Annotated in this window: 21 protein-coding genes and 1 pseudogene; 11 read left to right on the top strand and 11 right to left on the bottom strand. The window is 70.8% G+C overall.

Annotated elements, in window-relative coordinates; genetic code table 11:
- Window positions 1-251 precede the first annotated feature (251 nt).
- Window positions 252-1,277 (top strand): ATP-dependent 6-phosphofructokinase, encoded by a 1,026-nt coding sequence (locus OHS70_RS11165; RefSeq protein WP_328396260.1) that lies wholly within the window; start codon window positions 252-254, stop codon window positions 1,275-1,277.
- A 140-nt stretch (window positions 1,278-1,417) separates the two neighbouring features.
- Here the strand turns inward: OHS70_RS11165 and OHS70_RS11160 are convergent, their stop codons facing one another.
- A complete protein-coding gene (locus tag OHS70_RS11160; protein ID WP_328405552.1) occupies window positions 1,418-2,029 on the bottom strand; it encodes a helix-turn-helix domain-containing protein in 612 nt (203 codons plus the stop codon).
- A 194-nt stretch (window positions 2,030-2,223) separates the two neighbouring features.
- On the opposite strand from OHS70_RS11160, the gene OHS70_RS11155 reads away from it, so the two are divergent.
- Genes OHS70_RS11155 through OHS70_RS11145 form a run of 3 tightly spaced genes read left to right on the top strand, consistent with a single transcriptional unit; the run spans window position 2,224 to window position 4,474 of the window.
- Window positions 2,224-3,228: a hypothetical protein gene (locus OHS70_RS11155; RefSeq protein ID WP_328396258.1), complete on the top strand. Its 1,005-nt coding sequence runs from the start codon at window positions 2,224-2,226 to the stop codon at window positions 3,226-3,228.
- A complete protein-coding gene (locus OHS70_RS11150) occupies window positions 3,225-3,398 on the top strand; it encodes a hypothetical protein (protein WP_328396256.1) in 174 nt (57 codons plus the stop codon). Before OHS70_RS11155 ends, OHS70_RS11150 begins: the two co-directional genes overlap by 4 nt.
- On the top strand, window positions 3,395-4,474 hold the full coding sequence (locus OHS70_RS11145) for a hypothetical protein (RefSeq protein WP_328396254.1): 1,080 nt from the start codon (window positions 3,395-3,397) through the stop codon (window positions 4,472-4,474). The genes OHS70_RS11150 and OHS70_RS11145 overlap by 4 nt, the downstream gene beginning before the upstream one ends.
- A gap of 24 nt (window positions 4,475-4,498) precedes the next feature.
- On the opposite strand, the gene OHS70_RS11140 is transcribed toward OHS70_RS11145, so the two are convergent.
- Together OHS70_RS11140 and OHS70_RS11135 are read right to left on the bottom strand one after the other, a co-directional pair.
- Window positions 4,499-5,176, bottom strand: coding sequence for a response regulator (locus OHS70_RS11140; RefSeq protein WP_328396252.1), 678 nt, complete (start codon window positions 5,174-5,176; stop codon window positions 4,499-4,501).
- Between the two features lie 43 nt (window positions 5,177-5,219).
- Window positions 5,220-7,109 (bottom strand): sensor histidine kinase, encoded by a 1,890-nt coding sequence (locus tag OHS70_RS11135; protein ID WP_328396250.1) that lies wholly within the window; start codon window positions 7,107-7,109, stop codon window positions 5,220-5,222.
- Between the two features lie 104 nt (window positions 7,110-7,213).
- Here OHS70_RS11135 and OHS70_RS11130 point away from each other — a divergent pair, with 104 nt between their 5' ends.
- A complete protein-coding gene (locus OHS70_RS11130; protein ID WP_328405550.1) occupies window positions 7,214-8,602 on the top strand; it encodes a cation:dicarboxylate symporter family transporter in 1,389 nt (462 codons plus the stop codon).
- Window positions 8,603-8,668: 66 nt separating this feature from the next.
- Here OHS70_RS11130 and OHS70_RS11125 read toward each other — a convergent pair whose 3' ends face one another.
- A complete protein-coding gene (locus OHS70_RS11125) occupies window positions 8,669-8,839 on the bottom strand; it encodes a hypothetical protein (protein WP_328396248.1) in 171 nt (56 codons plus the stop codon).
- Between the two features lie 214 nt (window positions 8,840-9,053).
- Here OHS70_RS11125 and OHS70_RS11120 point away from each other — a divergent pair, with 214 nt between their 5' ends.
- Window positions 9,054-9,374: a GYD domain-containing protein gene (locus OHS70_RS11120; protein WP_328396246.1), complete on the top strand. Its 321-nt coding sequence runs from the start codon at window positions 9,054-9,056 to the stop codon at window positions 9,372-9,374.
- A gap of 217 nt (window positions 9,375-9,591) precedes the next feature.
- On the opposite strand, the gene OHS70_RS11115 is transcribed toward OHS70_RS11120, so the two are convergent.
- Window positions 9,592-10,539 (bottom strand): DUF1996 domain-containing protein, encoded by a 948-nt coding sequence (locus tag OHS70_RS11115; protein WP_328396244.1) that lies wholly within the window; start codon window positions 10,537-10,539, stop codon window positions 9,592-9,594.
- A 12-nt stretch (window positions 10,540-10,551) separates the two neighbouring features.
- Window positions 10,552-11,958: a glycoside hydrolase family 16 protein gene (locus tag OHS70_RS11110; RefSeq protein WP_328405548.1), complete on the bottom strand. Its 1,407-nt coding sequence runs from the start codon at window positions 11,956-11,958 to the stop codon at window positions 10,552-10,554.
- Window positions 11,959-12,146: 188 nt separating this feature from the next.
- Here OHS70_RS11110 and OHS70_RS11105 point away from each other — a divergent pair, with 188 nt between their 5' ends.
- The 4 genes and pseudogenes from OHS70_RS11105 to OHS70_RS39040 form a co-directional block, all read left to right on the top strand.
- On the top strand, window positions 12,147-12,317 hold the full coding sequence (locus OHS70_RS11105; protein ID WP_328396242.1) for a hypothetical protein: 171 nt from the start codon (window positions 12,147-12,149) through the stop codon (window positions 12,315-12,317).
- 54 nt (window positions 12,318-12,371) lie between these two features.
- Window positions 12,372-12,764, top strand: coding sequence for a MerR family transcriptional regulator (locus OHS70_RS11100; protein WP_328396240.1), 393 nt, complete (start codon window positions 12,372-12,374; stop codon window positions 12,762-12,764).
- 3 nt (window positions 12,765-12,767) lie between these two features.
- Entirely contained in the window at window positions 12,768-13,118 is a 351-nt protein-coding gene (gene trxA, locus OHS70_RS11095) for a thioredoxin (protein ID WP_328396238.1), read from the top strand.
- 80 nt (window positions 13,119-13,198) lie between these two features.
- Window positions 13,199-13,408 (top strand): annotated as a pseudogene (locus OHS70_RS39040) (trypco2 family protein); the annotation flags it as partial.
- A gap of 111 nt (window positions 13,409-13,519) precedes the next feature.
- On the opposite strand, the gene OHS70_RS11090 reads toward OHS70_RS39040, so the two are convergent.
- Window positions 13,520-14,959 (bottom strand): WGR domain-containing protein, encoded by a 1,440-nt coding sequence (locus tag OHS70_RS11090; RefSeq protein ID WP_328396236.1) that lies wholly within the window; start codon window positions 14,957-14,959, stop codon window positions 13,520-13,522.
- A gap of 323 nt (window positions 14,960-15,282) precedes the next feature.
- Between OHS70_RS11090 and OHS70_RS11085 the strand changes: the two genes are divergently transcribed.
- On the top strand, window positions 15,283-17,493 hold the full coding sequence (locus OHS70_RS11085) for a HelD family protein (RefSeq protein ID WP_328405546.1): 2,211 nt from the start codon (window positions 15,283-15,285) through the stop codon (window positions 17,491-17,493).
- A gap of 107 nt (window positions 17,494-17,600) precedes the next feature.
- Here OHS70_RS11085 and glgB read toward each other — a convergent pair whose 3' ends face one another.
- From glgB to OHS70_RS11065, 4 genes are all read right to left on the bottom strand, one after another.
- A complete protein-coding gene (glgB, locus tag OHS70_RS11080; protein WP_328396234.1) occupies window positions 17,601-20,000 on the bottom strand; it encodes a 1,4-alpha-glucan branching enzyme in 2,400 nt (799 codons plus the stop codon).
- Window positions 20,001-20,376: 376 nt separating this feature from the next.
- Window positions 20,377-21,756: a maltokinase N-terminal cap-like domain-containing protein gene (locus OHS70_RS11075; RefSeq protein WP_328396232.1), complete on the bottom strand. Its 1,380-nt coding sequence runs from the start codon at window positions 21,754-21,756 to the stop codon at window positions 20,377-20,379.
- Window positions 21,757-21,911: 155 nt separating this feature from the next.
- Entirely contained in the window at window positions 21,912-23,636 is a 1,725-nt protein-coding gene (treS, locus tag OHS70_RS11070) for a maltose alpha-D-glucosyltransferase (protein WP_328396230.1), read from the bottom strand.
- Window positions 23,633-25,750 carry an alpha-1,4-glucan--maltose-1-phosphate maltosyltransferase gene (locus tag OHS70_RS11065; RefSeq protein WP_443062591.1) on the bottom strand — a complete coding sequence of 706 codons (2,118 nt, stop codon included), beginning with the start codon at window positions 25,748-25,750 and terminating at the stop codon, window positions 23,633-23,635. Before OHS70_RS11065 ends, treS begins: the two co-directional genes overlap by 4 nt.
- Between the last annotated feature and the right edge of the window lie 198 nt (window positions 25,751-25,948).

Here is a 25,948-nt window from a genome sequence, read left to right as displayed (position 1 = left end):
TTCTGCCTCTGCGGCTGCCCGAATCCGAGCGTGCGAAATGGCCGCCCGGGGCGGCACTGCCCTCTTGACAATACCCCTGCGGGTGGCTAGAGCGCCTGTCGGGCAAAGGGGGTTGCGGGGCATGGCCGAAGGGCCCGCGAGCGGGGCCGGGGACCGTACGGCGCAGTGGCCGGGAGCGCGGCGTCCGGGCCGTCCATGGGACAATTGGATCCGGCTCACATGCACCATCGAGGAGCAGGAGACACGGCACGATGCGCATCGGAGTTCTCACCGCAGGCGGCGACTGCCCCGGGCTGAACGCAGTGATCCGGTCGGTCGTGCACCGTGCCCTGACCGGGCACGGCGACGAAGTCATCGGTTTCGAGGACGGGTTCAAGGGTCTGCTCGACGGTCACTACCGGCCACTCGATCTCAACGCGGTCAGCGGCATTCTCGCCCGCGGCGGCACGATCCTCGGCTCCGCCCGGCTGGAGCGGGGGCGCCTGCGCGAAGCCGCCGAGACTGCAGCGGAGTTGGCGAAGCAGTACGGCATCGACGCGCTCATCCCCATCGGCGGCGAGGGCACGCTCACCGCGTCCCGGATCCTGGCCGATGCCGGAATGCCCATCGTCGGTGTTCCCAAGACCATCGACAACGACATCTCCTCCACCGACCGCACCTTCGGCTTCGACACCGCCGTCATGGTGGCCACCGAGGCCATCGACCGGCTGAAGACCACCGCCGAATCCCATCAGCGGGTGATGGTCGTCGAGGTCATGGGCCGCCACGCGGGCTGGATCGCACTGGAGTCCGGTATGGCGGGCGGCGCGCACGGCATCTGCCTGCCCGAGCGGCCCTTCCAGGTCGAGGACCTGGTCAAGATGGTCGAGGAGCGCTTCGCCCGCGGCAAGAAGTTCGCCGTCATCTGCGTCGCCGAGGGCGCCCACCCCGCCGAGGGCTCGATGGAGTACGCCAAGGGCGAGATCGACCAGTTCGGCCATGAGCGCTTCGAGGGCATCGGCAACACGCTGGCCGCGGAGCTGGAGAGGCGCCTCGGCAAGGAGGCCAAGCCGGTGATTCTCGGACATGTCCAGCGCGGTGGCACACCGACCGCGTACGACCGGGTGCTCGCCACGCGCTTCGGCTGGCACGCGGTGGAGGCCGTGCACCGGGGCGAGTTCGGCATGATGACCGCGCTGCGCGGGGCAGAGGTGCAGATGGTGCCGCTGGCCGAGGCGGTCACGCAGCTCAAGACCGTGCCCGAGAACCGGGTGTTCGAGGCCGAGTCCGTCTTCTGACCCGGCCCGCCGCTCATCCGGGGACCGAACGGCCTTGACGCCCCCCGTCGACGATCAAGGCCGTTCGCCTTCCCCGTGCCCCTTGAGCGGCCCCCCTCCTGCGTCGACGGGCCGGGGCTTGGGACCGTCCGGACAGGGCCCTACCCGCGGGCCAGTTCCCAGAAGTGGTCGACGATCCGGTCCAGGAATTTCCGGCCCGCCTCCCCGGTGTCCTGCGATGCCGTGCCCCAGCTCAGCGTCGCCACCATCAGGGACTGGTAGTCGGTGTGCAACTGCTCCAGCACGTCCTCCAGTTCGCGGCGCTCCATCGGCAGCATCCTGGCCACCGGCCGGACGTATGCCTGCCAGCGTGCGGTCACCGCGTCCCGCAGCAGCTGCGCGAGCTCCCGGTCGCGGCCGGTCGCCGCCAGCAGGTCGCGCAGCGTCAGCCCGAGCACGGCGCCGAGCGCCGCGGTCTGCCGCTCGTTGCCGCGCCAGCGGCCCGTCTCCTCCATCCGCAGGTACGCCATCACCTCGACGCCGAGCCGGCGTGCCAGGTCGTCGGGTGTCATACCGCGGGCGATGCGGTGCTCCCGCAGCGTCCGGGCCGAGGCGAGCAGCTCCCCCGGCGCGCACCACAGCACCCCGGCGAGCGCGGTCAGTTCATGGGCGTCGGGGGAGGCGATCCCGCGCTCCCACGCCACGACCGTGTCCGGTGTGACGTGGAGTCCGTACTGGGCGCCCAGCCCGTACGCGACATGGCCGGGTGCCATCCCGAGGGCCTCGCGGAGCCGGCGAGCGGCGGGGGCGTTGAACGGCGGGGACGGGGTCTGCACGCGGACAAGGTACGGGTGGCGGTGGCCCGGCGACCACGGTGCGTACACCCAAAGCAACAACTCGTAGGAACGTCCGAGTTGATCACCCTTTGCTAACGTCGGGGTCGTACCGCCGACTCCAGGGGGAATGTGTGCGGACGTTACTGTCAAGTACGGGACCGCGCAAGACCGCTGTGCTCGTCCTGGCTGTGGCTCTGCTGGCCGCGACGGAGTTCCTGGTCCGCGCACAGTTGCTGCGGGACGGACAACTCGACGACAACCGGGACCGGTTGAGGTCCGCCTGCGAGGGACTCCTGCCGCACGAGGAGCTGGCGCGCCGGCTGCCCGACGACCGGGACGTCGTGCCCGACGAGTACGGCACCGTCCTCGACCCGGGACAGGAGAGCCGGGCGCTGCTGGACTGCAGGCTGCCGTGGGGCGACGGTCGTGAGGTCCGGCTGCGGGCCGAGGCGCTGCTCGCCCGGCAGCTGACCCTGCCGGGCGACAGTGACGGCCGGTTCCCCTACCGACTGTCCGCCGGGGCCGAGGGATTCGTCCACCGGTTCGAGAGGCGTGGCCGCGCCGAGGCCATCGCATCGGTGCTGGTCCACTGCCCGAGGGGGGTGCGGGCGCGCGGAGGACGGAGCACGGGCGTCCAGGTGGCCGTACAGCTGCCGGCCGAGAACCGCACCGCCGACCGGCTGCTGGCCGCCCGGACCGCGCTCTCCTTCGCCGACTGGGCCACCGGACGGCTCGGCTGCGGGGCAGCAGCACTCCGCACAACGGCCCCCGCCCCCGCCGGTTCTCCGCCGTCCGGCCACGCCATGTGCGCCTGGCTGGACCCGGAACCGGCGGATCGGGCCGCGGGCCGCTGGGCCCACTCCGGCAGCAGCCGCTTCACCACCTGGCAGAACAGCTGCAGCGGCCGCCGTGAGAAGGGGGCCCCCGCACCGCGACGACTGGAACTCGAGGGCGTCGAGACCCACAGCGCCGCCGGGGCACTGGGGCGTGAGCTGTACGAGACCGAGTTCTTCACCGGGCCCGAGGCGGGCCCGACGGAGTCAGAACCTTCCGCCACACCGAGGACGGGAGCACGTTCCACCTCTCTGCCGCCTCCGTCTGCGACGGCGGCCCCGTTCGTCACCGGGTCTCCGTGACGCCCCACATCACCTACGACGACGAGGGCATGGCACGGCTGACCGCGACGGACTGGTCCCGGATCACCGCGGACGCCCGCGCGGTGTTCGACCGGTACATGACCGCCGATGACGGCTGGCCCCGGCGGTCCCACTGCCGCGGGACCACGGTGCGGGAGGAGCTTTCGTGACCGCCCCGCCGACCGCCCGTACCCGCGCACTCGCGGCCACGGCAGGCGCGTTCCTGCTGCTGACAGCCGGCTGGCTGTACCTGAACGGCGATCTCGACCGCTGGACCGGATCACGTGCACTCGCAGGTGCCTGCGACGGCGTACTCGCGCAGGACGAGACACGCAACGTCCTCGGGGACGGGCCGCTTGCCGAGGACGCCGACCGCCGTCTCGGCGAGGACGGAAGCACCGGCGGCGAACGCTCGCTGCTGGTCCGCTGTGTCATCGAGCGCGTCACCGGGCAGCCGGCCGGGGACAGCGAGGTCGAGGTGACCGTCCACGGCGTGCCCACGCCGGAGGCCCGACGGATCCAGGACGCCCTGTACTGGGGCACGCAGTCCGTCCGGCCCGTACCGCTCGGCCACGGCTGGGACGGCTTCTACGCCTCGGACGGCGACAGAGGCACCGCCGCCGTCCTGCTCGACTGTCCCGGCGTCCCCGGCGACCTGCTGGTCACCGTGCTCGCGGACGTGGCCGGATACAACGCGGACAACCCCGCGCACCGCACTCGTGTGGCGCGGCTGGCCACCGCCACCGCCGAGCGGGCCGCCGACCGCTGGGACTGCGGCGCGCCCCGTGGCACGGCGCCGCGCACGGTTCCGCTGCCGACCGGCGACGACGAGTCCGTGGACCCCGGCCGGGCGAAAGGGACCTGCGCCGGGGTACCCGGCCGCGGCGGGACGTCCCGGGTCTGGGAGAGTCCCCGGGGTGACTCCCCACGCGAACAGTGCGCGCTGGGCGGAGTGTGGGAGCCGTCCAGTGTGCTGGACGCCTACTACGGTCCGTACGCCGAGGACATGCGCCGCCGGCTGGTGGGCGAGCAGCCCGCCCAGGCCGTGCTGTACGCAGCGACCGCGCTGTGCCCGGACACGGACGAGCCCGCGCTCTATGTGCTCCACTCCACGCATGCCACACTGTCCGCCGCCGACGCGCGCGCCACGCTCACGGCGTTCGCCCGGCGCTCCGCCACGGCGCACGGATGCGACGCACCCACGCAACCCGAGCGCCCGGATCCGCCGGAGACCGGCCGGGGCTGAAGGGGACGGTTCCCGTGAGGTGGCTCAGCGGGTGGTGCGGATCCAGCGGTACTGAAGCTCGGGGCGCCCGATCTGGCCGTACTGGGGGCTGCGCGCGGCTCGCCCGTCGGTGACCAGATGCTCCAGATAGCGGCGCGCGGTGATCCGTGAGATCCCCACCGCCGCGGCGGCCTCGGTGGCCGTCAGTCCCTCGGCGCTGTCCCGCAGCGTGCGGGTCACCGCCTCGAGGGTGGGGCCGCTGAGCCCCTTGGGCAGCGTGGCGGCCCGGGGTGCGCGCAGGGCGGCGAGAGCACGGTCGACCTCGTCCTGCCCGCTGGCCTCACCGGCCGCGGCGCGGAACTCGGCGTACCGGGTGAGACGGTCGCGCAGGGTCGCGAAGGTGAAGGGCTTCAGCACGTACTGGACCACGCCGAGGGAGACGCCCTCCCGCACGACGGCGAGATCGCGGGCGGAGGTGACGGCGATGACGTCCGCCGAGTGGCCGGCGGCGCGCAGGGACCGCACGAGCTGCAGTCCGTGCCCGTCGGGCAGATACAGATCGAGGAGGAGGAGATCGATCGGGGTCCGCTCCAGCGCGCGTACGGCCTGCCCGCGCGAATGCGCGACCCCGGCGACGGCGAAGCCGGGGACGCGGCCGACATAGAGCGCGTGCGCATCGGCGGCCACGGGGTCGTCCTCGACGACGAGGACCCGGATCGTCATGCCCACGCCTCCGCAGGTCCTGCCCCGGAGCTCCGCGCCCGTCTCATGCGCGTACCTCCTCGGTCCGCAGCGGCAGCCGTACGGTGAATTCCGCGCCGCCGTCCGCCCCTTGCGCCACGGTGACGGTACCCCGTCCCCGCTGTACGGCCTGCTGCACCAGCGCGAGCCCGATCCCACGGCCGGGCCCGTGCGTGGACCACCCGCGCCGGAAGACGTCCTGCGCGCGCTCCGGATCGACCCCGGGACCGGTGTCGGTGACGCGCAGCAGCAGCTCGCCGCCGTCGACACGAGCCGTCACCGTCACCCGCGCCCGGCCGGCCCCGGTGCCGGCGACGCCGGCGAGCGGGTCGTCCGTACCGACCGCGGTACGGACGGCCCGGCCCGCGCCGCCGTCCGGCTCCGCCGGGGCTGCGCCCGGCCGTGCTGCCTCGTCGCGTACCGGCTCCGCCGGGCCTGCAGGGGCTGCGGCGGTACGGAGTGGCTCCGGCGAGCCCGTCCCGCCGGTGGTCATGCCGGCTTCGGTGGCCGCAGATTCCAGGACGGTCGCCGGTTCCAGAGTGTGCGAGCCGTCTGCCGGCCGTGGTGGTGCCGGGATCGCCACGGCCCGCGCCGTCGGCTCCGATGCCGCGTCGACCGCGTTGTCGATCAGGTTTCCCAGGATCGTCACCAGGTCACGGGCCGGGAGCGTCCGCGGCAGTACGCCGTCGTCGATGCGGCTGTCCTGCGTGAGGACCAGTTCCACACCGCGCTCGTTCGCCTGCGCCGCCTTGCCCAGCAGCAGCGCCGCCAGCACCGGCTCGCCGACCGCGGCGACGACGCGGTCGGTCAGGGCCTGGGCCAGTTCCAGCTCCGCGGTCGCGAACTCGACCGCTTCGCCGGAGCGGCCGAGTTCGATCAGCGACACCACCGTGTGCAGACGGTTGGCGGCCTCGTGGGCCTGGGAGCGCAGCGCCTGGGTGAAGCCCCGTTCCGAGTCCAGCTCGCCGGACAGAGCCAGCAGCTCGGTGTGATCGCGCAGGGTCACCACCGTGCCCCTCTGCTCCCCGCCGACGACCGGCTGTGTGTTCACCACCACGACCCGGTCCGCGGTCAGATGGACCTCGTCGACGCGCGGCTCGGACGCCAGCAGCGCGCCCGTGAGCGGGGCAGGCAGGCCGAGTTCGGCGACCGGGCGCCCCACCGCGTCCTCGCCCAGACCCAGCAGTTCGCGTGCCCCGTCGTTGGCGAGGGCGATCCGCCGCCGCCCGTCCAGCATCACCAGACCCTCGCGCACCGCGTGCAGTGCGGCCTGGTGGTAGTCGTGCATCCGGCTCAGCTCGGCCGCGTTCATGCCGTGCATGTGCCGCCGCAGCCGCGCGTTGATCACATACGTGCCGATACCGCCGAGCACCAGTGCCGTTCCCGCGACCCCCAGCAGCGCCGTGACCTGCTTGGCCACCTGCTCGCTGATCTCCTGGATCGTGATTCCGGCGCTGACGATCGCGACGATCCGGTTGCCGTCGTACACCGGCGCGACCGTGCGGACCGAGGGGCCGAGCGTCCCCAGGTGCTTCTCGCTGTAGATCTCGCCCCGGAGCGCCGGGGCTATATGGCCGAGATACGTCCGCCCGATCTGTCCCGGCTCCGGATGGGTCCAGCGCCTCCCGTGCGTATCCATGATCACGACGAAGTCGACCCCGGCGTCCTTGCGCAGCGACTCCGCGTACGGCTGCAGCACGCTCGACGGGTCCGCCGAGCGCACCGCCTCGATGACCGAGGGCGAGTGCGCGGCGGCCGCCGCCGTCGCGGTGGACTGCAGCCGTGCTGCCTCCTCCGCCTGCGAGCGGTCGGTGATGTACGCGAACAGCGCGCAGCCCGCCACGATCGCGGCGACCAGCACGACCTGCATCGCGAACAGCTGGCCCGCGAGGCTGCGGGGACGGGGAATGCGCATGCGGCAAGTCTGCCTGGCCGCATTTGCGTGAACGAAACGAACGTAAGGGTGACCGGGGTCACAGGGTGGTGGATATTCACGGCATCCATCGGGACATGGACGCAATGAACATCGAGGAGGAACCCGTGGCCACAGGAGCCGTCAGGCGGGACCGGACCCACTATCTCTACATCGCCGTGATCATCGCGGTCGCGCTCGGCGTCACCGTCGGCCTGGCCGCTCCCGAGTTCGCCGTCGAGCTCAAGCCGATCGGCACCGGCTTTGTGAACCTGATCAAGATGATGATCTCGCCGATCATCTTCTGCACGATCGTGCTGGGCATCGGCTCGGTACGCAAGGCCGCGAAGGTGGGCGCGGTCGGCGGCATAGCGCTCGGCTACTTCCTGGCGATGTCGATGGTCGCTCTGGGCATCGGCCTGGTCGTCGGCAACATTCTCGACCCCGGTACGGGTCTGGCGCTGACCGACGCGGTCAAGGAGGCGGGCCAGGGCCAGGTCGAGGCCGAGGCCAAGGACACGACCGAATTCCTGCTCGGCATCATCCCGACCACGATCGTCTCCGCCTTCACCGGCGGAGAGGTCCTGCAGACCCTCCTCGTCGCCCTGCTCGCGGGCTTCGCGCTGCAGGCGATGGGCGCGGCCGGCCGGCCGGTGCTCCGCGGCGTGGAGCACATCCAGCGGCTCGTCTTCCGCATCCTCGCCATGGTGATGTGGGCCGCGCCGATCGGCGCCTTCGGCGCGATCGCCGCGGTGACCGGTTCGGCCGGTCTCGACGCCCTCAAGAGTCTCGCCGTGCTGATGCTCGGCTTCTACGTGACGTGCTTCCTGTTCGTCTTCATCGTGCTCGGAGCGCTGCTGCGGGTCGTGGCGGGCCTCAACATCTTCACGCTGTTCAAGTACCTGGGCCGTGAGTTCCTGCTGATCCTGTCCACCTCCTCCTCCGAGTCCGCCCTTCCGCGGCTCATCGCGAAGATGGAGCACCTGGGCGTGAGCAAGCCGGTCGTCGGCATCACCGTCCCGACCGGATACTCCTTCAACCTCGACGGCACCATGATCTACATGACCATGGCCTCGCTCTTCATCGCCGATGCCATGGGCAACCCGATGTCGATCGGGGAGCAGATCGCGCTGCTGCTGTTCCTCTTCGTCGCATCGAAGGGCGCGGCAGGCGTCACGGGTGCGGGCCTGGCGACGCTGGCGGGCGGGCTGCAGTCGCACCGGCCGGAGCTGGTCGACGGCGTCGGCCTGATCGTCGGTATCGACCGCTTCATGAGCGAGGCGCGGGCCCTGACGAACTTCGCGGGCAACGCGGTCGCGACGGTGCTGGTCGGCACCTGGACGAAGGAGATCGACAAGCAGCAGGTGACGGAGGTGCTCGCCGGACGTGTCCCGTTCGACGAGACGACGCTCCTGGACGACCACGCACCGGCGCACGCCGACGTCCCCGGCCAGCGGGACGAGGCGGAGGACGAGAGGGCGCCCGTGAAGGTCTGACCTCCGGCGCGGCAAGCAGCGGGCCCCGGCACCCTCCGGCCGGGGCCCGCCTTCGGCCCGCTCTGGTCAGGCCGGGGGGAAGGAGAACATCGAGCACGTCGTCGTCCCGTGGGCGTACAGCTTCCCGTCCTCGATCCCGACGACCCGTGCCTCCGCCGTCGCGGTGGTCCGGCCGACATGCACGGCTGTGCCGGTGACCCGCAGCGGCCGGGTGTCGGCGAACACCGGACGGCTCATGCGGCGAATCCAGGACCGGCGCCCGGCATGGGGGAGTGGCGTATCCGACCCGCTTGACAGCGATCCGGACCCCGGCGAGCAGGCGGGGCATCCGCCGCGCACGACCGGGCCCCCGGCCCCCGTGCGGCGGCTCCCGGATGGCCGGAACGCCACCTGTGCCCAAAGGTGAAACCGTCTGCCGCACCCGCGGCGCATCGGGAAACGGGAGAGGCACATGCCGAAATACCTGGTCCAGGCCAGTTACACGGCCGAGGGAACCAAGGGCCTGCTCGCCGAGGGCGGCTCGGGCCGCAAGGAGGCCGTGGAGCAGGAGGTCAGGTCCTGCGGAGGCACGCTCGAGTGGATGTACTTCGCGTTCGGCGACGACGATCTGTACTGCGTGATCGACATGCCGGACGAGGTGTCCATGGTCGCGACGTCCATGACCGTCCGTGCCACCGGAGCCGTACGGTCCAGGGCGGTCCCGCTGCTCAGCGTCGCGGACATCGACGCGGCGTCCAAGAAGTCGGTGGAGTTCCGGCCACCCGGCGCCTGACCACACCGGACGCCCCTACGCGCAGCGCGCCGGACCCCACCCCCGTGGGTCCGGCGCACGCGCAGCCATGAACCCGACCGGCCTCAACCACACCTGCGCGCGGCAGGATCGGCGGATCGGCCCATCGGGTTCTGGAGCGGTGAAGCGTACCCTGACCAGGGTGCGACGCGGTCGGGCGCCCGGCGGGCCGGGGGTCCGGCTCGCCGGGCGCCCGAGGTCACTGCTGGACCGGACGGCCGTCCGTCCCGCAGATGTAACCGGCGACGACGCAGTCGCGTACCCGGCGCTCGAGCTCCGCCTGGTTCCAGGCGTTGAAGAAATCGCCGTGGAAGGTGTAGCCGGGGGCGTTCGTGACGTTGGCTCCGTTCCTCGTGCCCGCGAGAGTCAGTCCCCCGCCGTTGACGGGCCAGGTGATCAGCAGCTCCAGTCGCGGTACGACGACCGGATGGCTCGCCGGGCAGCTCTGGCCCACGGCGTACGCCATATGGTCACGGTGGTTGGCGCTGTCCAGGTTCCTGCCGTCCCAGCAGGTCGGGAAGTCCAGGTAGTTCTCCAGCTTCGTGCCCGGCGGGCAGGTGATGAATTCCCGGCTGGACTCGGGCCGGCCCACGCACGACCAGCGGGCGGCCGGGTTCTGATCCGGCGAGGTGGCCAGGGCGTTGCCGACGACGTACCGCAGCCCGCGCGGGTGGGCCACGGCCCGGGTGTGGTCGGTGATGCCCTGGTAGTACACGGTGACCCGCTCGGGGGCCACGGGCGCTCCGTTCTGATAGAGAGTGGGCGTCCAGTACGAGGAAAGATCCACCTGGGGCGTGCAGTTGGTGGTGCCGGCCGCCAGTGAGTCCAGGGTGGACGACGCATCGGCGGTCCGGTTGCCGTAGAACTCGTGGATGTGCGAGCGGCCGGCCTGCCCCGGGAAGACGATGGGGTCATCGCCTCTGCGATGGCTGGAGAAGCACTCCGCACGGAACTCGCTGCCGCGCACCGGTGCCGCAGCCTGCGCGGCGATCGCGGCCGCCTGGGTCCTGGAGAAGGTGTACGCATGGGCCTGGTGGTCTTGCCGGTGGTGTTGTCCGGGGCCGTCGCGGCCGGTCGCCCAGCCGGCCGTGGCCAGCACCAGGACCGCGGCCGTGCCGGCGAGCAGTCTGCGGATCAGCGGTTTCACGGTCTCCTCCCGTCAGCCGAACGGGATGCGGACGAGGGACTGGTTCCCGATGCCGAGTGTGCTCGTGCCGTTGCCGATCGCGCTCCACACCTCGACCCGCACCCTGCCGTTGGTCAGGTTGCCGTGGCTTCCGGAGGCCGAATGCAGGCCTCTTGACTGTGTGTAGTGCTCGTATCCGGCGACCGGATCGGTGGCGAAGTAGTGGTAGGTCTCCGTGCGGTCCCAGGTGCCGTCCCCCGTACGGTCGTAACTCACCCTCACCTGCTGCCCGTTGGCCACCGTGGATCCGGCGTCGACGAACAGGTCGAACTGCGTGGCGCCCCCGTTGTAGGTACGGGTGATGGGGCCCGAGGTGAAGACCTGCGGGTTGTGCGGGGTGCCGTCGTGGTTGGCGCCGCCCGCCGAGGCGAGCGTGGCCGTGGCCGCGGACGCCGTCGCATCGCCCGCGCCGCCGCCCGAGCGCAGATACAGCTGGGAGGAGCCGGACGGCGGCGGGTCGGTCGGTCCTGGCGGCGGAGTGGTACCGCCGCCCCGCGTCCAGACGGCCACGTAGTCGACGAGCATCGAGTGGCCCGGCACGGTCGCCGGGGTCGGGGTCTTGCCCGCGAGAGCGTCCGGGAACGCGCCGCCGATCGCGACATTGAGGAGGATGAAGTAGCCGGCGTGCTCGGTCATGCCGGCCCAGGTGCCGGCGTCGAAGCGGCTCTGGCTGACGCTGTGGAACAGCTGTCCGTCCACGTACCAGCGCAGCTCGTTCGGTGAGACGGAACGGTCCCACTCGAAGCGGTATGTGTGGAAGGCCGACTGGCAACTGGCTCCGGGGCAGGCCCGGCTGTTCGCGATCCCACTGGTCTCGTTGCAGGGACCGCCGGGGTTGACCCCGCAGTGCAGCACGCCCCACACGGAGTTGATGCCGTTGACGTTCTCCATGATGTCGAACTCGCCGATGGACGGCCAGTTCCAGTAGTTGCCGCGGTACGGGGAACCCAGCGCCCAGAAGGCGGGCCAGTAGCCGAGCGCGGCCTGCCCGGTCACATTGGGCATCTGGATCCGGCCCTCGATGCGCAGCGTTCCGCCGGCCGGCGCCTTGAAGTCGGCGCGGCGGGTCTCGATACGGGACGAGGTCCAGTTGCCCGCGCCGTCCCTCAGCGGGGTGATGCGCAGATTGCCGCTGCCGTCGAGGCTGAGGTTGTCGGGGCTCGCGGTGTAGTTCTGGATCTCACCCGTGCCCCAGTTGCCGGGGCCGCCGGGGTAGGCGTGGCCGGTGTCGATCTGCCAGTGGGCGGACGAGGGCAGGGTGCGGTTCGGGCCGGTGAAATCGTCGCTCCACTGCAGGTTCCAGCCGGGTGCCGGCGGTACGTCGCCGCGCGCGGGTCCGGCCCCGGTGACGGCGATGAAACCGGCCAGTGCGACGGCCATCGCGATCACGACGGCGAACAGGGGGCGGGTGCGCGGGGGAGTGTGTCTGCTGCGGCTCGTGCTCAAGGAACACCTCCGGAAAGGTGGTGCCGAGGGGAGAAGTGCGGGGCGGTGTGAGAGCGCTCTCAGAACGTTTTGTAGATGGAGGCGAGGGCGTCGTCAATGGCCTCACAGCGTCAACTTCCTGAATGCGGTATGCAGTTGGTCCCGAAGGCTGCTGGATCCTCAAGGTCACGGTGACCGGCACGGTCCACCCCGAAGAGGTGCTGGAGCAGGTGTCGGTGCCCGGCCGTACGGCGACGCCGGTCGTGCCGGCTCTTCGCCGGAGTGGAAGCCGCTGCCGCGGCCGCCCGGGCTGAGCCCGCGGACGGTCCGTTGCCTTGACGTCGGCGTCAAGGAATACCGTCGGGTGCATGCGAATCGGTGAGCTGGCACAGCGGGCGGGCACCACGACCCGCACGCTGCGCTACTACGAGTCACGCGGACTGTTGCCCGCGCTGCGCGCGGGCAACGGCTACCGCACGTACGGCGAGGACGATCTGCGTCTGGTTCAGCAGATCCGGACCCTGCAGGACTTCGGGTTCGACCTGGAGGAGACCAGGCCCTTCGTGGAGTGCCTGCGCGCGGGCCATCCGGCCGGTGACGCCTGCCCGGCCTCGCTCGCCGTGTACCGCGCGAAGCTCGCCGAGCTGGACGTGCTCATCGAACAGCTCCAGTCGGTGCGCGCCCAGGTCGGAGCACAACTCCTGCGGGCCGAGGCGCAGCTGCCCGGCGGCCCGGACCCTCAATGTGAATTCGGAGACTGACGGATGACTCGGACAGCGGGTGTCGCCACGGTGACGGATGCGGACTTCGATGCCGAGGTGCTGGGCGCGGGCCGCCCGGTGCTCGTGAAATTCACGGCCGACTGGTGCGGACCGTGCCGCCAGCTCGCTCCGGTGCTGAGCGCGATGGCCGCGGAGGAGGCGGACCGCCTGAAGGTGGTCCAGCTCGACGTCGACACCAACCCGGAGATCACGGCGCGGTACGCGGTGCTGTCGACGCCGACGCTGATGCTGTTCCGCGGCGGCGAACCGGTGACGTCGATGGTGGGCGCCCGCCCCAAGCGCCGGCTGGTGCAGGAGCTGGACGACGCCCTCCAGGACCGGCCTGCGCGGTGAGGCGGAACCCCGCGCATGGTGGCTGACCGCGGGCCCTTGCTCACCACCAGGAGGCACCGGGTACGGCCGTAGAACTTTCCGAGCTGATCGGCCGGCTCAGGGTGCGGCTCGCCGAAGCCGTGCACGCCTCTCCCGACGGCGAGGTGCGCTTCGGGCTCGGTCCGGTCGAACTCGAACTGTCCGTCGCGGTGCAGCAGGACACCACGGCGGGGGCCAAGATCCGTTTCTGGGTCGTCGAACTGGGCGCCGACGCCGTGGGCTCGTCCCGGACGACCCAGCACATCAAGCTGACCCTCACGCCTCACCAGAACGGCCGTCCGGGACGGCCGTTCTGGTGGCGGGCGACGAGGTCGACGGCGCGCGCTGAACGCGCCCGCCCGCCGCACCGCCGCCGGCCGGTCTCAGACCAGGCGACGGATCTCCCCGCGCACCCGGTAGAACCCGGCCTGGGCGGGGTGCAGCGCGTCGACGACGTACCGGGCGCCCACTTCGCGTATGCCACGGGGGAACTGGACGTTCCACGACGGTTCGAAACCGTCGGACACCACATGCACGCGCATCCGGCCGCCGGTCTGGACGCACTCCACCACCACTCCACCGGCGGGCGGCGCCGATATGGTCGCCACCGCGGCCGGCGACGCGGCGGGACTGTAGGTCGGCAGCGCCGCCGCCGACTTGACGTCCCTGGCCAGGGGCACCGTGCCTTGCTGCGCGGCCGCGACCGCGGTCTCACTCGCGTCCACGCACACCAGGGATCCGTCCGTCGTGACCATGTAGAGCTTCTCGTCCCGGTACTGCATGGACAGTGCCGAGCCGCCGCCCGTGCCGAGCTTCCACAGACGGGTGCCGTCCGCCGCGAAGCAGTACACGGAGGACGACGAGTCGCCGGCGAAGACATGGCGCCCGTCAGGCGAGGTGGCGCAGGAGTACACCGCGGTGTCACACCGGTACGTCGCCTCGACGGCCCCCGTCCTCTTGGAGATGCGGTGCACGTCGTGGCGCACCGTGCCCGCGTACACGGAGTCGGCCTCCTGCCAGCCGAACAGCACACCTCCCCCGGTCGGCGCGTGCCACAACTGCCGGCCGCCGTCGGGCGCGTACGCCGTGACGCCCTTGCTGTGGCCGTGGTACACCCGCTGCTCGTCCGCCCGCACCATCCAGGCCTGGTTGCCGCTCGACCTGCGTGCCCACTGGTGCTCGTCCTCGTGGTCGATGACCGTCAGACCGCCGTCCGCGTCGGAGACGTTCAGTACGCCCTCGCGGATGTCGAGCCAGAAGATGTCGACGTCCGCCGCGATGTCATAGGCCGCGAACGGAAGCTTGGAGGACAGGTCGTACACCTTGCCGTCGTCGCAGCCGGCGTAGATCCAGAAGTCGTCCGCCACCAGGCACTTGACGCCGTCCGGCAGCGAGTAGCGGGCCAGTACCTCTCCGCCGTGACTGAGCGTGTAGACATCCCCTGCCTGGTTGCCCACCCAGCAGCGGTCCTCGTCGATATGGATGCCGAAGGCGGCCGAGCCGGTGCGGAACCGCCACAGCACCGGGGCCGTGGAGCGCGCGGTGGACGGTGCGGAGGTCACCTGACGGCGCGTCACCGGACGTGCCGCCCGTTGTCCCTGGACGGCGGGCGCATACCCCTTGCGTACCTTCTCGCCTATCTTCCTGGCCGCTGCGGCCTTCGCCTTCTCGGCCGTGGGGAAGGACGAGGTCTGCAGCTGACCGCCCGCGCCGATCCGGCCGTAGCGCACCGAGACGACCGTCCCCTCCACGGTCACCTCGTAGAACTTGTGCGCTCCGCCGCCGTCCTGCGACAGCTCCAGATACGTCGTGGTGCGTGCCATGACAGACCCCTCCCCAGGCCGGAACAGGCGGCCGTTTCCCGCCCGTTCCACTGCGGAGAACGCTACGGGCTGCCACTGACAGCCGGCCCTGGCGCCGTCAGGAGGGCGCCGGCCCCCAGGCATCCAGGGCGATGGTCAACAGCTCCGCCCCACAGCCCCACGCATACAAGATCCCGGAGCCAGAAATACCCCGGACCGAATTTGACGGCCGGGGTATTTCTCTGCATATATTGGATAGTTCCGTGCTCCCGTGAAATAGGGCACACGGCGAAGTTCAATAAAGGCACCCTAGCGCGTCAGGAGCTGAATTGTCAACCGAGGAAATGCGGCGGGAACAACAATTCGTCTCTCTCGCCCATGAGCGGCTCGACCAGCTCAGGGGGGAGGCCGAAGCTGCCGTGCGCGCCACGATGGCGCAGGTCAGCACCAGTTTGCAGGCCCGCGTCGAACGCGATATCGAGGTGGCCGAGCACTCCGCGTCACTCGGCGCGCTCGATGCCGCGGACGCCGGGCTGTGTTTCGGGCGTATCGACCGGCGTGACGGCGTGACTTATCACATCGGGCGTACCGGAATCCGTCGTGACGATGCCGACCGCACCCCTCTGCTCATCGACTGGCGGGCACCCGTCGCGCGCCCGTTTTATCTTGCGACCGGGTACGAGCCCATGGGTCTGCGCCGCAGACGCCACATCACCACCGAAGGGCGCACCGTCACGGCGCTGCACGACGAGATCATGGATCTCGCCGACACCACCCGCACCGGCTACGAGTCGCACGATGCCGACGAGGTGCTGCTCGCCGCGCTCAACAGCGCGCGCACCGGGCGGATGGCCGACATCGTGTCGACCATCCAGGCCGAGCAGGATCACATCATCCGAGCTCCCCAGCGCGGCGTGCTCGTCGTCGAGGGCGGACCGGGGACCGGGAAGACCGCGGTCGCGCTGCACCGGGCGGCCTATCTGCTCTACGCGCACCGGGAGCAGCTCGCCAAGCGGGCGGTGCTCATCGTCGGGCCCAACCCGGCCTTCCTGGGGTACATCGGCGAGGTGCTGCCCTCCCTCGGCGAGACCGGCGTGCTCCTGGCGACCGTCGGTGAGCTGTTCCCCGGCGTGCACGCCACCGGCAGCGACACGCCCGCGGCCGCCGCCGTCAAGGGCCGGGCCGAGATGGCCCACGTCCTGGCCGAGGCCGTACGCGACCGGCAGCAGGTGCCCGAGAAGGGCGCCCCACTTGTCATCAGGCACGACGACGGTGAGCTCGTCATCGACTGGGACATGGCTGTCGAGGCGCGGCACAAGGCGCGGGAGACCCAGCTGCCGCACAATCTCGCCCGCCCGCACTTCGTGTTCCGGATCATCGACGAGCTCACCGCCCAGCTCGCCGACCGCATCGGCGCCGATCCGTACGGCGGCCCCAACTTCCTCGGCCCCGACGACATCGCCCTGCTCGGCAAGGGCATCGCCGCCAGCGCCGAGGTGCATTCCGCCATCGCCACACTGTGGCCCCCGCTCACCCCGCAGGAGTTCCTCGCGGACTATCTGGCCCGGCCCACCCATCTCGGCGCGGACGAAGCGGAGTTGATCCGGCGCGCCGACGGGCCGTGGACGCCGGCCGATGTGGCACTCCTCGACGAGGCCGCCGAACTCCTCGGCGAGGACGACTCCGCGGCCCGCGCCGCCGCCGAGGCCGAGCGGGCGCGACAGATCGCCTACGCCCAGGGCGTGCTGGACGTCTCGTACGCCTCCCGCACCTACGAGTTCGAGGACAAGCACGACGAAGAGTCCGAGGTGCTCGCCGCGCACGACATCATCGATGCCGAACGGTTCGCCGAACGTCACGAGGAGGCCGACCACCGCACCGCGGCCGAGCGCGCCGCCGCGGACCGCACCTGGGCCTTCGGGCACATCATCGTCGACGAGGCGCAGGAGCTGTCCGCAATGGCGTGGCGCCTGCTGATGCGCCGCTGCCCCACCCGCTCGATGACCCTGGTCGGCGATCCGGCCCAGACCGGGGACATCGCGGGCCTCGGCTCCTGGAAGCGGATTCTCGAGCCGTACGTCGGAGACCGCTGGCAGCACACCCGGCTCGGGGTCAACTATCGTACGCCCGCCGAGATCATGGACCTGGCCGCCCGTATGCGCCGCAAGTCCTGCCCCGATTTCCGTCCGCCGCGCTCGGTGCGCTCGACGGGTGTGGTGCCGTGGACCGAGCGGGCCACGAAAGAGGATCTGGGGCGCACCGTCCTGGCCGCGGTCGCGCGGGAGACGCCCGATGAGGGCAGGCTCGCGGTCATCGCCCCGCGCGAACTCCACGGCGAACTGGCCTCACTCGGCGGCGGCCCGGTCGATCTGACCCGGACCGTCGTCCTGCTCGATCCGAGGCAGGCCAAGGGCCTCGAGTTCGACTCGGTCATCGTCGTCGAGCCGGCGCTCTTCGGTGAGAGCGACCTGTATGTGGCGCTGACCCGCGCCACGCAGCATCTCGGCCTGGTGCACGTGGAGGACCTGCCCGAGGCGCTCACCCAGAAGGGCTGATCAGCCGTGGCACCCGAGTGCGGGACGCCGCGGGGGCGGTGACGAGGGCCGGTCATGGCGCGGAACGCGCCCGTCGGCCCCCGCCCGTCATCCGGCCCTCCGCGCCGTCACGCCGGCCGCAGCCAGATCGTCGCCAGCGGCGGCAGCGTCAGCTGGACCGAGGAGGTGCGGCCGTGCCAGGGCACCTGCTCAGGCTTCAGAGGGTCCGGGTTGAGCACGTCGCTGCCGCCGTAGCGCGCCTCGTCCGTGTTCAGCACCTCCGTCCAGGCGCCTGCCGGGTTCGGGACACCGAGGCGGAACTCATGACGGACCACCGGCGAGAAGTTGCTCACCGCGAGCAACGGGCTGCCCGACCTGTCGAAACGCAGGAAGGCGAAGACGTTGTCCTCGGCGGCATGGCCGTCCACCCAGTCGAAACCCTCCGGCTCGGTGTCCCGCTGCCACAGTGCCGGCGTGTCCCCGTACACCCGGTTCAGCTCCCGGACCAGATCGCGTACGCCGCGGTGGTCGGCCTCCGCCGCGTACGACGGGTCGAGCAGCCACCAGTCGGGCCCATGGCCCTCGGACCACTCCGCCCCCTGCGCGAACTCCTGTCCCATGAAGAGCAGTTGCTTGCCCGGGTGGGCCCACATGAAGCCGAGATACGCGCGGTGGTTGGCGCGCTGCTGCCACCAGTCGCCCGGCATCTTGCTGACGAGCGAGCGCTTGCCGTGCACCACCTCGTCGTGCGAGATGGGCAGCACGTAGTTCTCGCTGTACGCGTACACCATCGAGAACGTCATCTCGTTGTGGTGGTACTTGCGGTGCACCGGCTCCTTCGAGACGTACTGCAGGGAGTCGTGCATCCAGCCCATGTTCCATTTCAGGCCGAAGCCGAGTCCCCCGAAGCCGCCCGGCCCCACATGGTGGGTCGCCCGGGTCACCCCGTCCCAGGCCGTGGACTCCTCGGCGATCGTCACGACGCCGGGGCAGCGGCGGTAGACCGTGGCGTTCATCTCCTGCAGGAACCCCACGGCGTCCAGGTTCTCCCGGCCACCGTGCTCGTTCGGGCTCCACTCGCCGTCCTCGCGGGAGTAGTCGAGGTAGAGCATCGAGGCGACGGCGTCCACGCGCAGGCCGTCGATGTGGAACTCCTCGCACCAGTAAGCCGCGTTCGCCACCAGGAAGTTGCGCACCTCCTTGCGGCCGTAGTCGAACTCGAGGGTTCCCCAGTCGGGGTGCGCCGCGCGCGCCGGGTCCGTGTGCTCGTACAGCGGACGGCCGTCGAACTCCGCCAGCGCCCAGTCGTCCCTCGGGAAGTGCGCGGGCACCCAGTCCACCAGCACGCCGATGCCCGCCCGGTGCAGGCAGTCAACGAGGTGCCGGAAGTCGTCGGGCGTGCCCATCCGGGCGGTCGGGGCGTAGAAGCCGGTGACCTGATAGCCCCAGGAACCGCCGAAGGGATGTTCGGCCGGCGGCATGAACTCCACATGTGTGAAGCCGAGCTCCTTCACATACGCGGGCAGCTGGGTGGCCAGCTGGCGGTAGGTCAGTCCCGGACGCCAGGAGGCCAGATGCACTTCGTACACCGAGAGCGGGGACTCGTGGACCGGCCGGTCGGCCCGGTGCGCCATCCACTGTTCGTCCCGCCACACATGGTGCGACTCGGTGACGATCGAGGCGTTGGCGGGCGGCACTTCGGTACGCCGGGCCATGGGGTCGGCCCGTAGCGTGTGCGAGCCGTCCGGGCGGGTGATGTCGAACTTGTAGAGGGCCCCCTCGCCGACGCCCGGCAGGAACACCTCCCACACACCCGTCGCCCCGAGCGAGCGCATCGGACAACCCGTGCTGTCCCAGTAGTTGAAGTCCCCGGCGACCCGTACACCCTGTGCATTGGGAGCCCAGACGGTGAACCGCGTCCCGGTGACGCCCTGGTGGGTCATCGGATGCGCGCCCAGCGCCTTCCACAGCTCCTCGTGCCGTCCTTCGCCGATCAGATGGAGATCGAGCTCGCCGAGCGCGGGCAGGAAGCGGTACGGGTCATGGACCTCGAAGCCGCTCTCGTTTTCGTCGTAGGTGACCAGCAGCCGGTACTCCGGGGTGGTGCGCATCGGCAGCACCCCGGCGAAGAGACCGTCGCCCTCCGAGTGCAGCTCGGTCCGCAGCCCCTTCCCGAGCACCGTCACCGTCCGCGCGAACGGGCGCAGTACGCGAATCTGGACACCGCCCCGCACCGAGTGCGCCCCGAGCAGCGCGTGCGGATCGTGATGGGCGCCGGACAGCAGCCGCTGCCGGTCCCAGTCGGTGAGCGGCTTCGCCGCCCGCACACCACGGCCGCCGCTCGCCGCACGCGGACGGGGCGCGGCCGCCGGCCCGGTCTGCGCCGTCCCTGCTGCGTCCCCTGACCCGGCGGGCTCGGACCCGGAGTCACCGGACCCGGTGGTGCCGGACCGGGTTCCCCCTGCGCCGGAGCCGCCGGACCCGGTGGCGACGGACGCGGCGCCGTGTGACCGGGCGGCGCTCGCCATGTCAGGCGCAGTCCCTGCGGAGGCACTTTCCGGGCCCGCTCCCGCTGCGCCGGTCCTTGCCCCGGTGCCTGCCCCGTTCGGGCGCACAGGGCCCGCGCCCGCCCCGGCGGCGGGCGCGCGGGTGGAGCGTGGCGTGCGGGCTGCCGGCTCCAAGGTGTTCGCCCCGGCCGAGGCAGGCTCCGCAGGGCTCGGGCCCGCGGCGGCGTTCCCCTCCGGCTGCGGCCGGCCGGTCGTGTTCCCGGAGCGCTTCGCCTCGGCGGCGGCCGGGGGCTCGGGCGTCTGCTGCGGCAGATCGGGGTCGGAAGGGCTGGGGGGCGGGGGACGGCGGGTCACGGGTTCGGCCTCCTCGGGCGACGGCGGGGTGGGGGCGGTGACATCAGGGGGCCGCGGCGAGGCGGCAGATCGCGGCCATCGGGACGGGCAGCCAGTCGGGCCGGTGCCGGGCCTCGTAGACGACCTCGTACACGGCCTTGTCCGTCTCGTACGCGCGCAGCAGTTCGGGCTCGTCGCGCGGATCGGTCCCGCAGGCCGCGGCGTAGCCCTCGCAGTACGCGTCACGGCACACCTCGGCCCACGTCGGGTTCCAGGGGCGGTGGGTGCGTGCCGCGTAGTCGAACGAGCGGAGCATGCCGGCGACATCACGGACGGCGGGCTGTGGCCGGCGGCGCTCGGTGAGCGGCCGCGCGGGCTCGCCCTCGAAGTCGATGACCGACCAGGCACCGTCGGTCGAACAGTGCAGTGCCTGCCCGAGATGCAGATCGCCGTGCACCCGCTGTGCAGTCCAGGCGCGCCCGTGCCGCCCGAGCACGGCGACCGCGTCGAAGGCCGCCCGCAGCCGGGGCACGTACGGCACCAGGGCCGGGACCGCCTTGGCCGCCGCGTCGAGTCGCTGCGTCATCGCGGCCGCCAGCTGCTCGGTCTGCGCACCGCGCAGCCTCACCGTCGGCAGCGCGTGCGCGAGCGCGGTGTGCACCTCGGCGGTGACGCGCCCCAGGGCATGCGCCTCCTTGTCGAAGGCGCGCCCGCCGGCCAGTGCTTCCAGGGCGAGCATCCAGGCGTCGCGAGAGTCGCGCAGGTACGGCTGGAGCACACCGAGGGTGAAAGGTTCCGGCGTGTGCGACTCGTACCAGGCGACGGGAACGGGAGCCCGGTCGCACCCGGCGCGCGCCAGGGCGAGCGGGAGTTCCAGATCGGGGTTCGGGCCGGGATGGATACGGCGGAAGAGCTTGAGGATGAACGTATCGCCGTAGACCAGCGAGGAGTTGGACTGCTCGGCGTCCAGCGGGCGGGGCAGCAGACCCCGTGGAATCGCGGGCGCGCGGTCGAACCGGTCGAAGCGCAGCGGGCCGAGAGTGCCCGGTGCGCGCAGCCGCTCAAGGAGCACGGCGGAGAGCCGGGGATCGTGCAGCCCCTCGTACACGGTCCGTCCGGCGAGGGGACCCTCCGCCAGATGCCCGATCAGGGAGGGGGCGAGCACAGGCGGCAGGGTTTGGCGTACACCGATGAGCAGTTGGTAGCAGTCGGCTGCCGCCTGGGGTGTGGCGAGGTCCGGCTGCCGGACCCGCACGAGCAGATGCAGCAGTCCCGGGCCGGGGCCCTGGAGCGGCAGCAGTTCGGTCGCCGAGACGAGCGAGAAGCCGGCGACGTGCGACCCCTTGCCGGCGAACCAGCGCTGTCTGGGCAGCCATTGGTGCAGCAGAGGGGCGAGTGAGGGGAGCAGTGCGACGGAAGTCCGGGTGGATGCAGCCTCCGACATGGAATCGCGTCCTTTCCCCGGGTACACCACGAATGCGCAAAGTGTCCCGGATTACAGCTGTGGCTGTCCGGCGGCGCGCGGGGATGAGGGGGAGAGTGCCCGTTGCGGGGCGGGGGAAACCGCCCCGCATCGGAGTAGAGCCCCTCGAGGACGCGTCAAGCGGGAATGGAGTCCTTTCGCAGCCGGAACCAGTAGAAACCGTGACCGGCGAGAGTCAGCAGGTAGGGCCACTGGCCGATGGCCGGGAAGCGCACACCACCGATCAGTTCCACGGGATGACGGCCGTTGAAGGCACGCAGATCGAGCTCGGTGGGCTGGGCGAAACGCGAGAAGTTGTGTACGCAGAGCACGAGATCGTCCCCGCCCTCCTCCTTCGAGGGTGCCTCGCGAAGGAAGGCGAGCACCGCAGGGTTGGAGGACGCCAGTTCGGTGTACGAGCCGAGACCGAAGGCGGGATTCTGCTTGCGGATCTCGATCATCCGCCGGGTCCAGTGCAGCAGCGACGACGGTGAGGCCATCGACGCCTCCACATTGGTGACCTGGTAGCCGTAGACCGGGTCCATGATGGTCGGCAGATACAGCCGGCCCGGATCGCACGACGAGAAGCCCGCGTTGCGGTCCGGTGTCCACTGCATCGGCGTGCGCACCGCGTCCCGGTCGCCCAGCCAGATGTTGTCGCCCATCCCGATCTCGTCCCCGTAGTAGAGGATCGGGGAGCCGGGCAGCGACAGCAGCAGCGCCGTGAACAGCTCGATCTGGTTCCGGTCGTTGTCGAGCAGCGGGGCGAGGCGGCGCCGGATACCGATGTTGGCCCGCATCCGCGGGTCCTTGGCGTACTCCGCGTACATGTAGTCGCGCTCTTCGTCCGTCACCATCTCGAGCGTGAGCTCGTCGTGGTTGCGCAGGAAGATGCCCCACTGGCAGCTCTTGGGGATGGCCGGGGTCTTGGCCAGGATTTCCGAGACCGGGTAGCGGGACTCGCGGCGCACCGCCATGAAGATCCGCGGCATCACCGGGAAATGGAAGGCCATATGGCATTCGTCGCCGCCGGCCGCGTAGTCGCCGAAGTAGTCGACGACGTCTTCCGGCCACTGATTGGCCTCGGCGAGCAGCACCGTGTCCGGGTACTGCGCGTCGATCTCCTTGCGCACCCTCTTGAGGAACGAGTGTGTGGCCGGGAGATTCTCGCAGTTGGTGCCTTCCTGCTGGTACAGGTAGGGCACGGCATCCAGCCGGAAACCGTCGATGCCGAGGTCCAGCCAGAACCGCAGTGCCGAGATGATCTCTTCCTGCACCGCGGGGTTCTCGTAGTTGAGGTCCGGCTGGTGGGAGAAGAACCGGTGCCAGTAGTACTGCTTGCGCACCGGGTCGAAGGTCCAGTTGGACGTCTCGGTGTCGACGAAGATGATCCGCGCGTCCTGGTACTGCTTGTCGTGGTCCGCCCAGACGTAGTAGTCGCCGTACGGTCCCTCCGGATCGCTGCGGGACTGCTGGAACCACGGGTGCTGGTCGCTGGTGTGGTTCATGACGAAGTCGATGATGACGCGCATCCCGCGCTGGTGCGCGGCGTCCACGAACTCCACGAAGTCGGCGAGGTCGCCGAACTCGGGCAGTACCGAGGTGTAGTCGGCGACATCGTAACCACCGTCCCGCAGGGGGGACTTGAAGAACGGCGGCAGCCAGAGGCAGTCCACCCCCAGCCACTGGAGATAGTCCAGCTTGGCGGTGATGCCCTTCAGGTCGCCGACGCCGTCGCCGTTGCTGTCCTGGAAGGAGCGGACGAGGACCTCGTAGAAGACGGCCCGCTTGAACCAGTCCGGGTCGCGGTCCCGGGCCGGGGTGTCCTCGAAGGTGTCGTGGACGGGCTCATTGACGATCATGATGTGGGTGACCCTCCGGTCTGCGGGGACGGTCGCAGGACGAAGATGTGCGCGGGCGTACGGCCCGGCTCGAGGCGCACATAGTTGGTCCTGCCCCAGTTGTAGGTCTCGCCGGTGAGCTCGTCGCGCACCGGGGCGCTCTCGTGCCAGTCGAGCCCGAGTCGCGGCATGTCCAACGAGACCGTGGCCTCCTGGGTGTGGTGGGGGTCGAGGTTGGCGACCACGATCACGGTGTCCTGACCGGACCGCTTGGAGTACGCGATCACCGCGTCGTTGTCGGCCTGGTGGAAGTGGAGGTCGCGCAGCTGCTGGAGCGCCGGGTGGCGGCGCCTGATCCGGTTGAGTTTCGTGATCAGCGGGCTGATGGTGGTACCGGCTCGCTCGGCCGACTCCCAGTCGCGCGGCTTCAGTTGGTACTTCTCCGAGTCGAGGTACTCCTCGCTGCCCTCGCGCAGAGGTTCGTTCTCGCACAGCTCGTACCCGGCGTACATGCCCCACGAGGGCGACATGGTCGCGGCGAGCACCGCCCGCACCTCGAACGCCGGCCGCCCGCCCTCCTGGAGATAGGCGTGCAGGATGTCGGGGGTGTTCACGAAGAAGTTGGGCCGCATGTACGCCGAGGCGTCGCCGGACAGCTCGGTGAGGTACTCGGTCAGCTCGTCCTTGGTATTGCGCCAGGTGAAGTACGTGTAGGACTGCTGGAAGCCGATCGCGGCCAGGGTGTGCATCATCGCCGGCCGGGTGAACGCCTCGGCGAGGAAGACGACATCGGGGTCGGTGCCGTTGATGTCGGCGATCACCTGCTCCCAGAAGACGACCGGCTTGGTGTGCGGGTTGTCGACCCGGAAGATCCTCACTCCGCGGTCCATCCAGAAGCGCAGCACCCGCAGCGTCTCGGCCACCAGCCCCGGCATGTCCCGGTCGAAGGCGATCGGATAGATGTCCTGGTACTTCTTCGGCGGGTTCTCGGCGTACGCGACGGAGCCGTCGGCCCGGTGGTGGAACCACTCCGGGTGCTCCTTCACCCAGGGATGGTCGGGGGAGCACTGCAGAGCGAAGTCAAGGGCGACCTCCATGCGCAGTGAGCGGGCGGCGGTGACGAAGTGGTCGAAGTCGGTGAGCGTGCCGAGGTCGGGGTGGAGCGCGTCGTGCCCGCCGTCCGCGGAGCCGATGGCCCAGGGCACGCCCACGTCGTGCGCGTGCGCCGACAGGGAGTTGTTCGGCCCCTTGCGGTGAGTGGTGCCGATGGGGTGCACGGGAGGCAGATAGACGACGTCGAACCCCATCGCGGCGATGGCCGGGAGCCGTTCGGCCGCGGTGCGCAGGGTGCCCGGGACGGGCTCCCTGCCCTTCTCGACCACCGCGCCCTCGGAGCGCGGGAACAGCTCGTACCAGGAGCCGAAGAGCGCCCGCTGCCTTTCGACCCAAAGGGGCAACTTCGGTGAGGCGCTGACCAGTTCACGCAGCGGATGGCGGTCGAGCGCGGCGGTCGCGTCCGGGGCGAACGCGCCGGCCAGCCGCGCGGCGGCCGACCGTGAGGTGTCGCGCAGCGCGTCCGCCGCCGCGAGGACGGCCTCCCGGCCGTCCTTCTTGGGCACGCCGGCGGCGGCGCGCTCGTACAGCTCGGCGCCCTCCTGGAGGACCAGCGCGGTGTCGATGCCGGCCGGGATCTTGATACGGGCGTGGTGGCGCCAGGTGGCCACCGGATCGCTCCAGGCCTCCACGGCGTAGGCCCAGCGGCCCTCGGTCCGGGGGGTGATGTCGCCACCCCACCGGTCGGTGCCCGGGGAGAGTTCCCGCATGGGGGTGAAGGGCCCCGGGCGGCCCTTCGGGTCGTACAGCACGACGTTGGCGGCGACCGAGTCGTGGCCCTCGCGGAACACGGTGGCGGTGACCTGGAAGGTCTCACCCGCCACTGCCTTCGCGGGCCTTCTGCCGCAGTTGACGAGGGGGCGTACATCCAGGACGGGGATGCGACCGATGAGCGAGTTCACGACATCACCTGGGGGCTGTGCGGGCCGGTCGGTTTGCGAGGGTTGTGCGCTGTTGTGTGGTGTGAGTGTTCTTTCTAACTGCTCGGTCGATGACTTCGGTGACTGGCGGGCTGCGGGCATGTCCGCTCCTGTCCGCGTTCACTCGGGTGGGCGGAAAGAATGGTGAGTGGGTGCGCCGGCTGGGTACCGGATGAGCCTTCCCCCGCCCGTCGGGTGGGCAATCCGGTGATGTGTTAACTACTAGGACGTAGGGGACTGCACAAGACGCACAAAGAGGCCGGTTCTGTCGACACGACGGAACCGGCCTCCCTGAAGAAC

The sequence above is a fragment of the Streptomyces sp. NBC_00390 genome, assembly GCF_036057275.1.
Taxonomy (GTDB): Bacteria; Actinomycetota; Actinomycetes; order Streptomycetales; family Streptomycetaceae; genus Streptomyces.
This window is presented reverse-complemented; position numbering and strand designations above follow the sequence as displayed.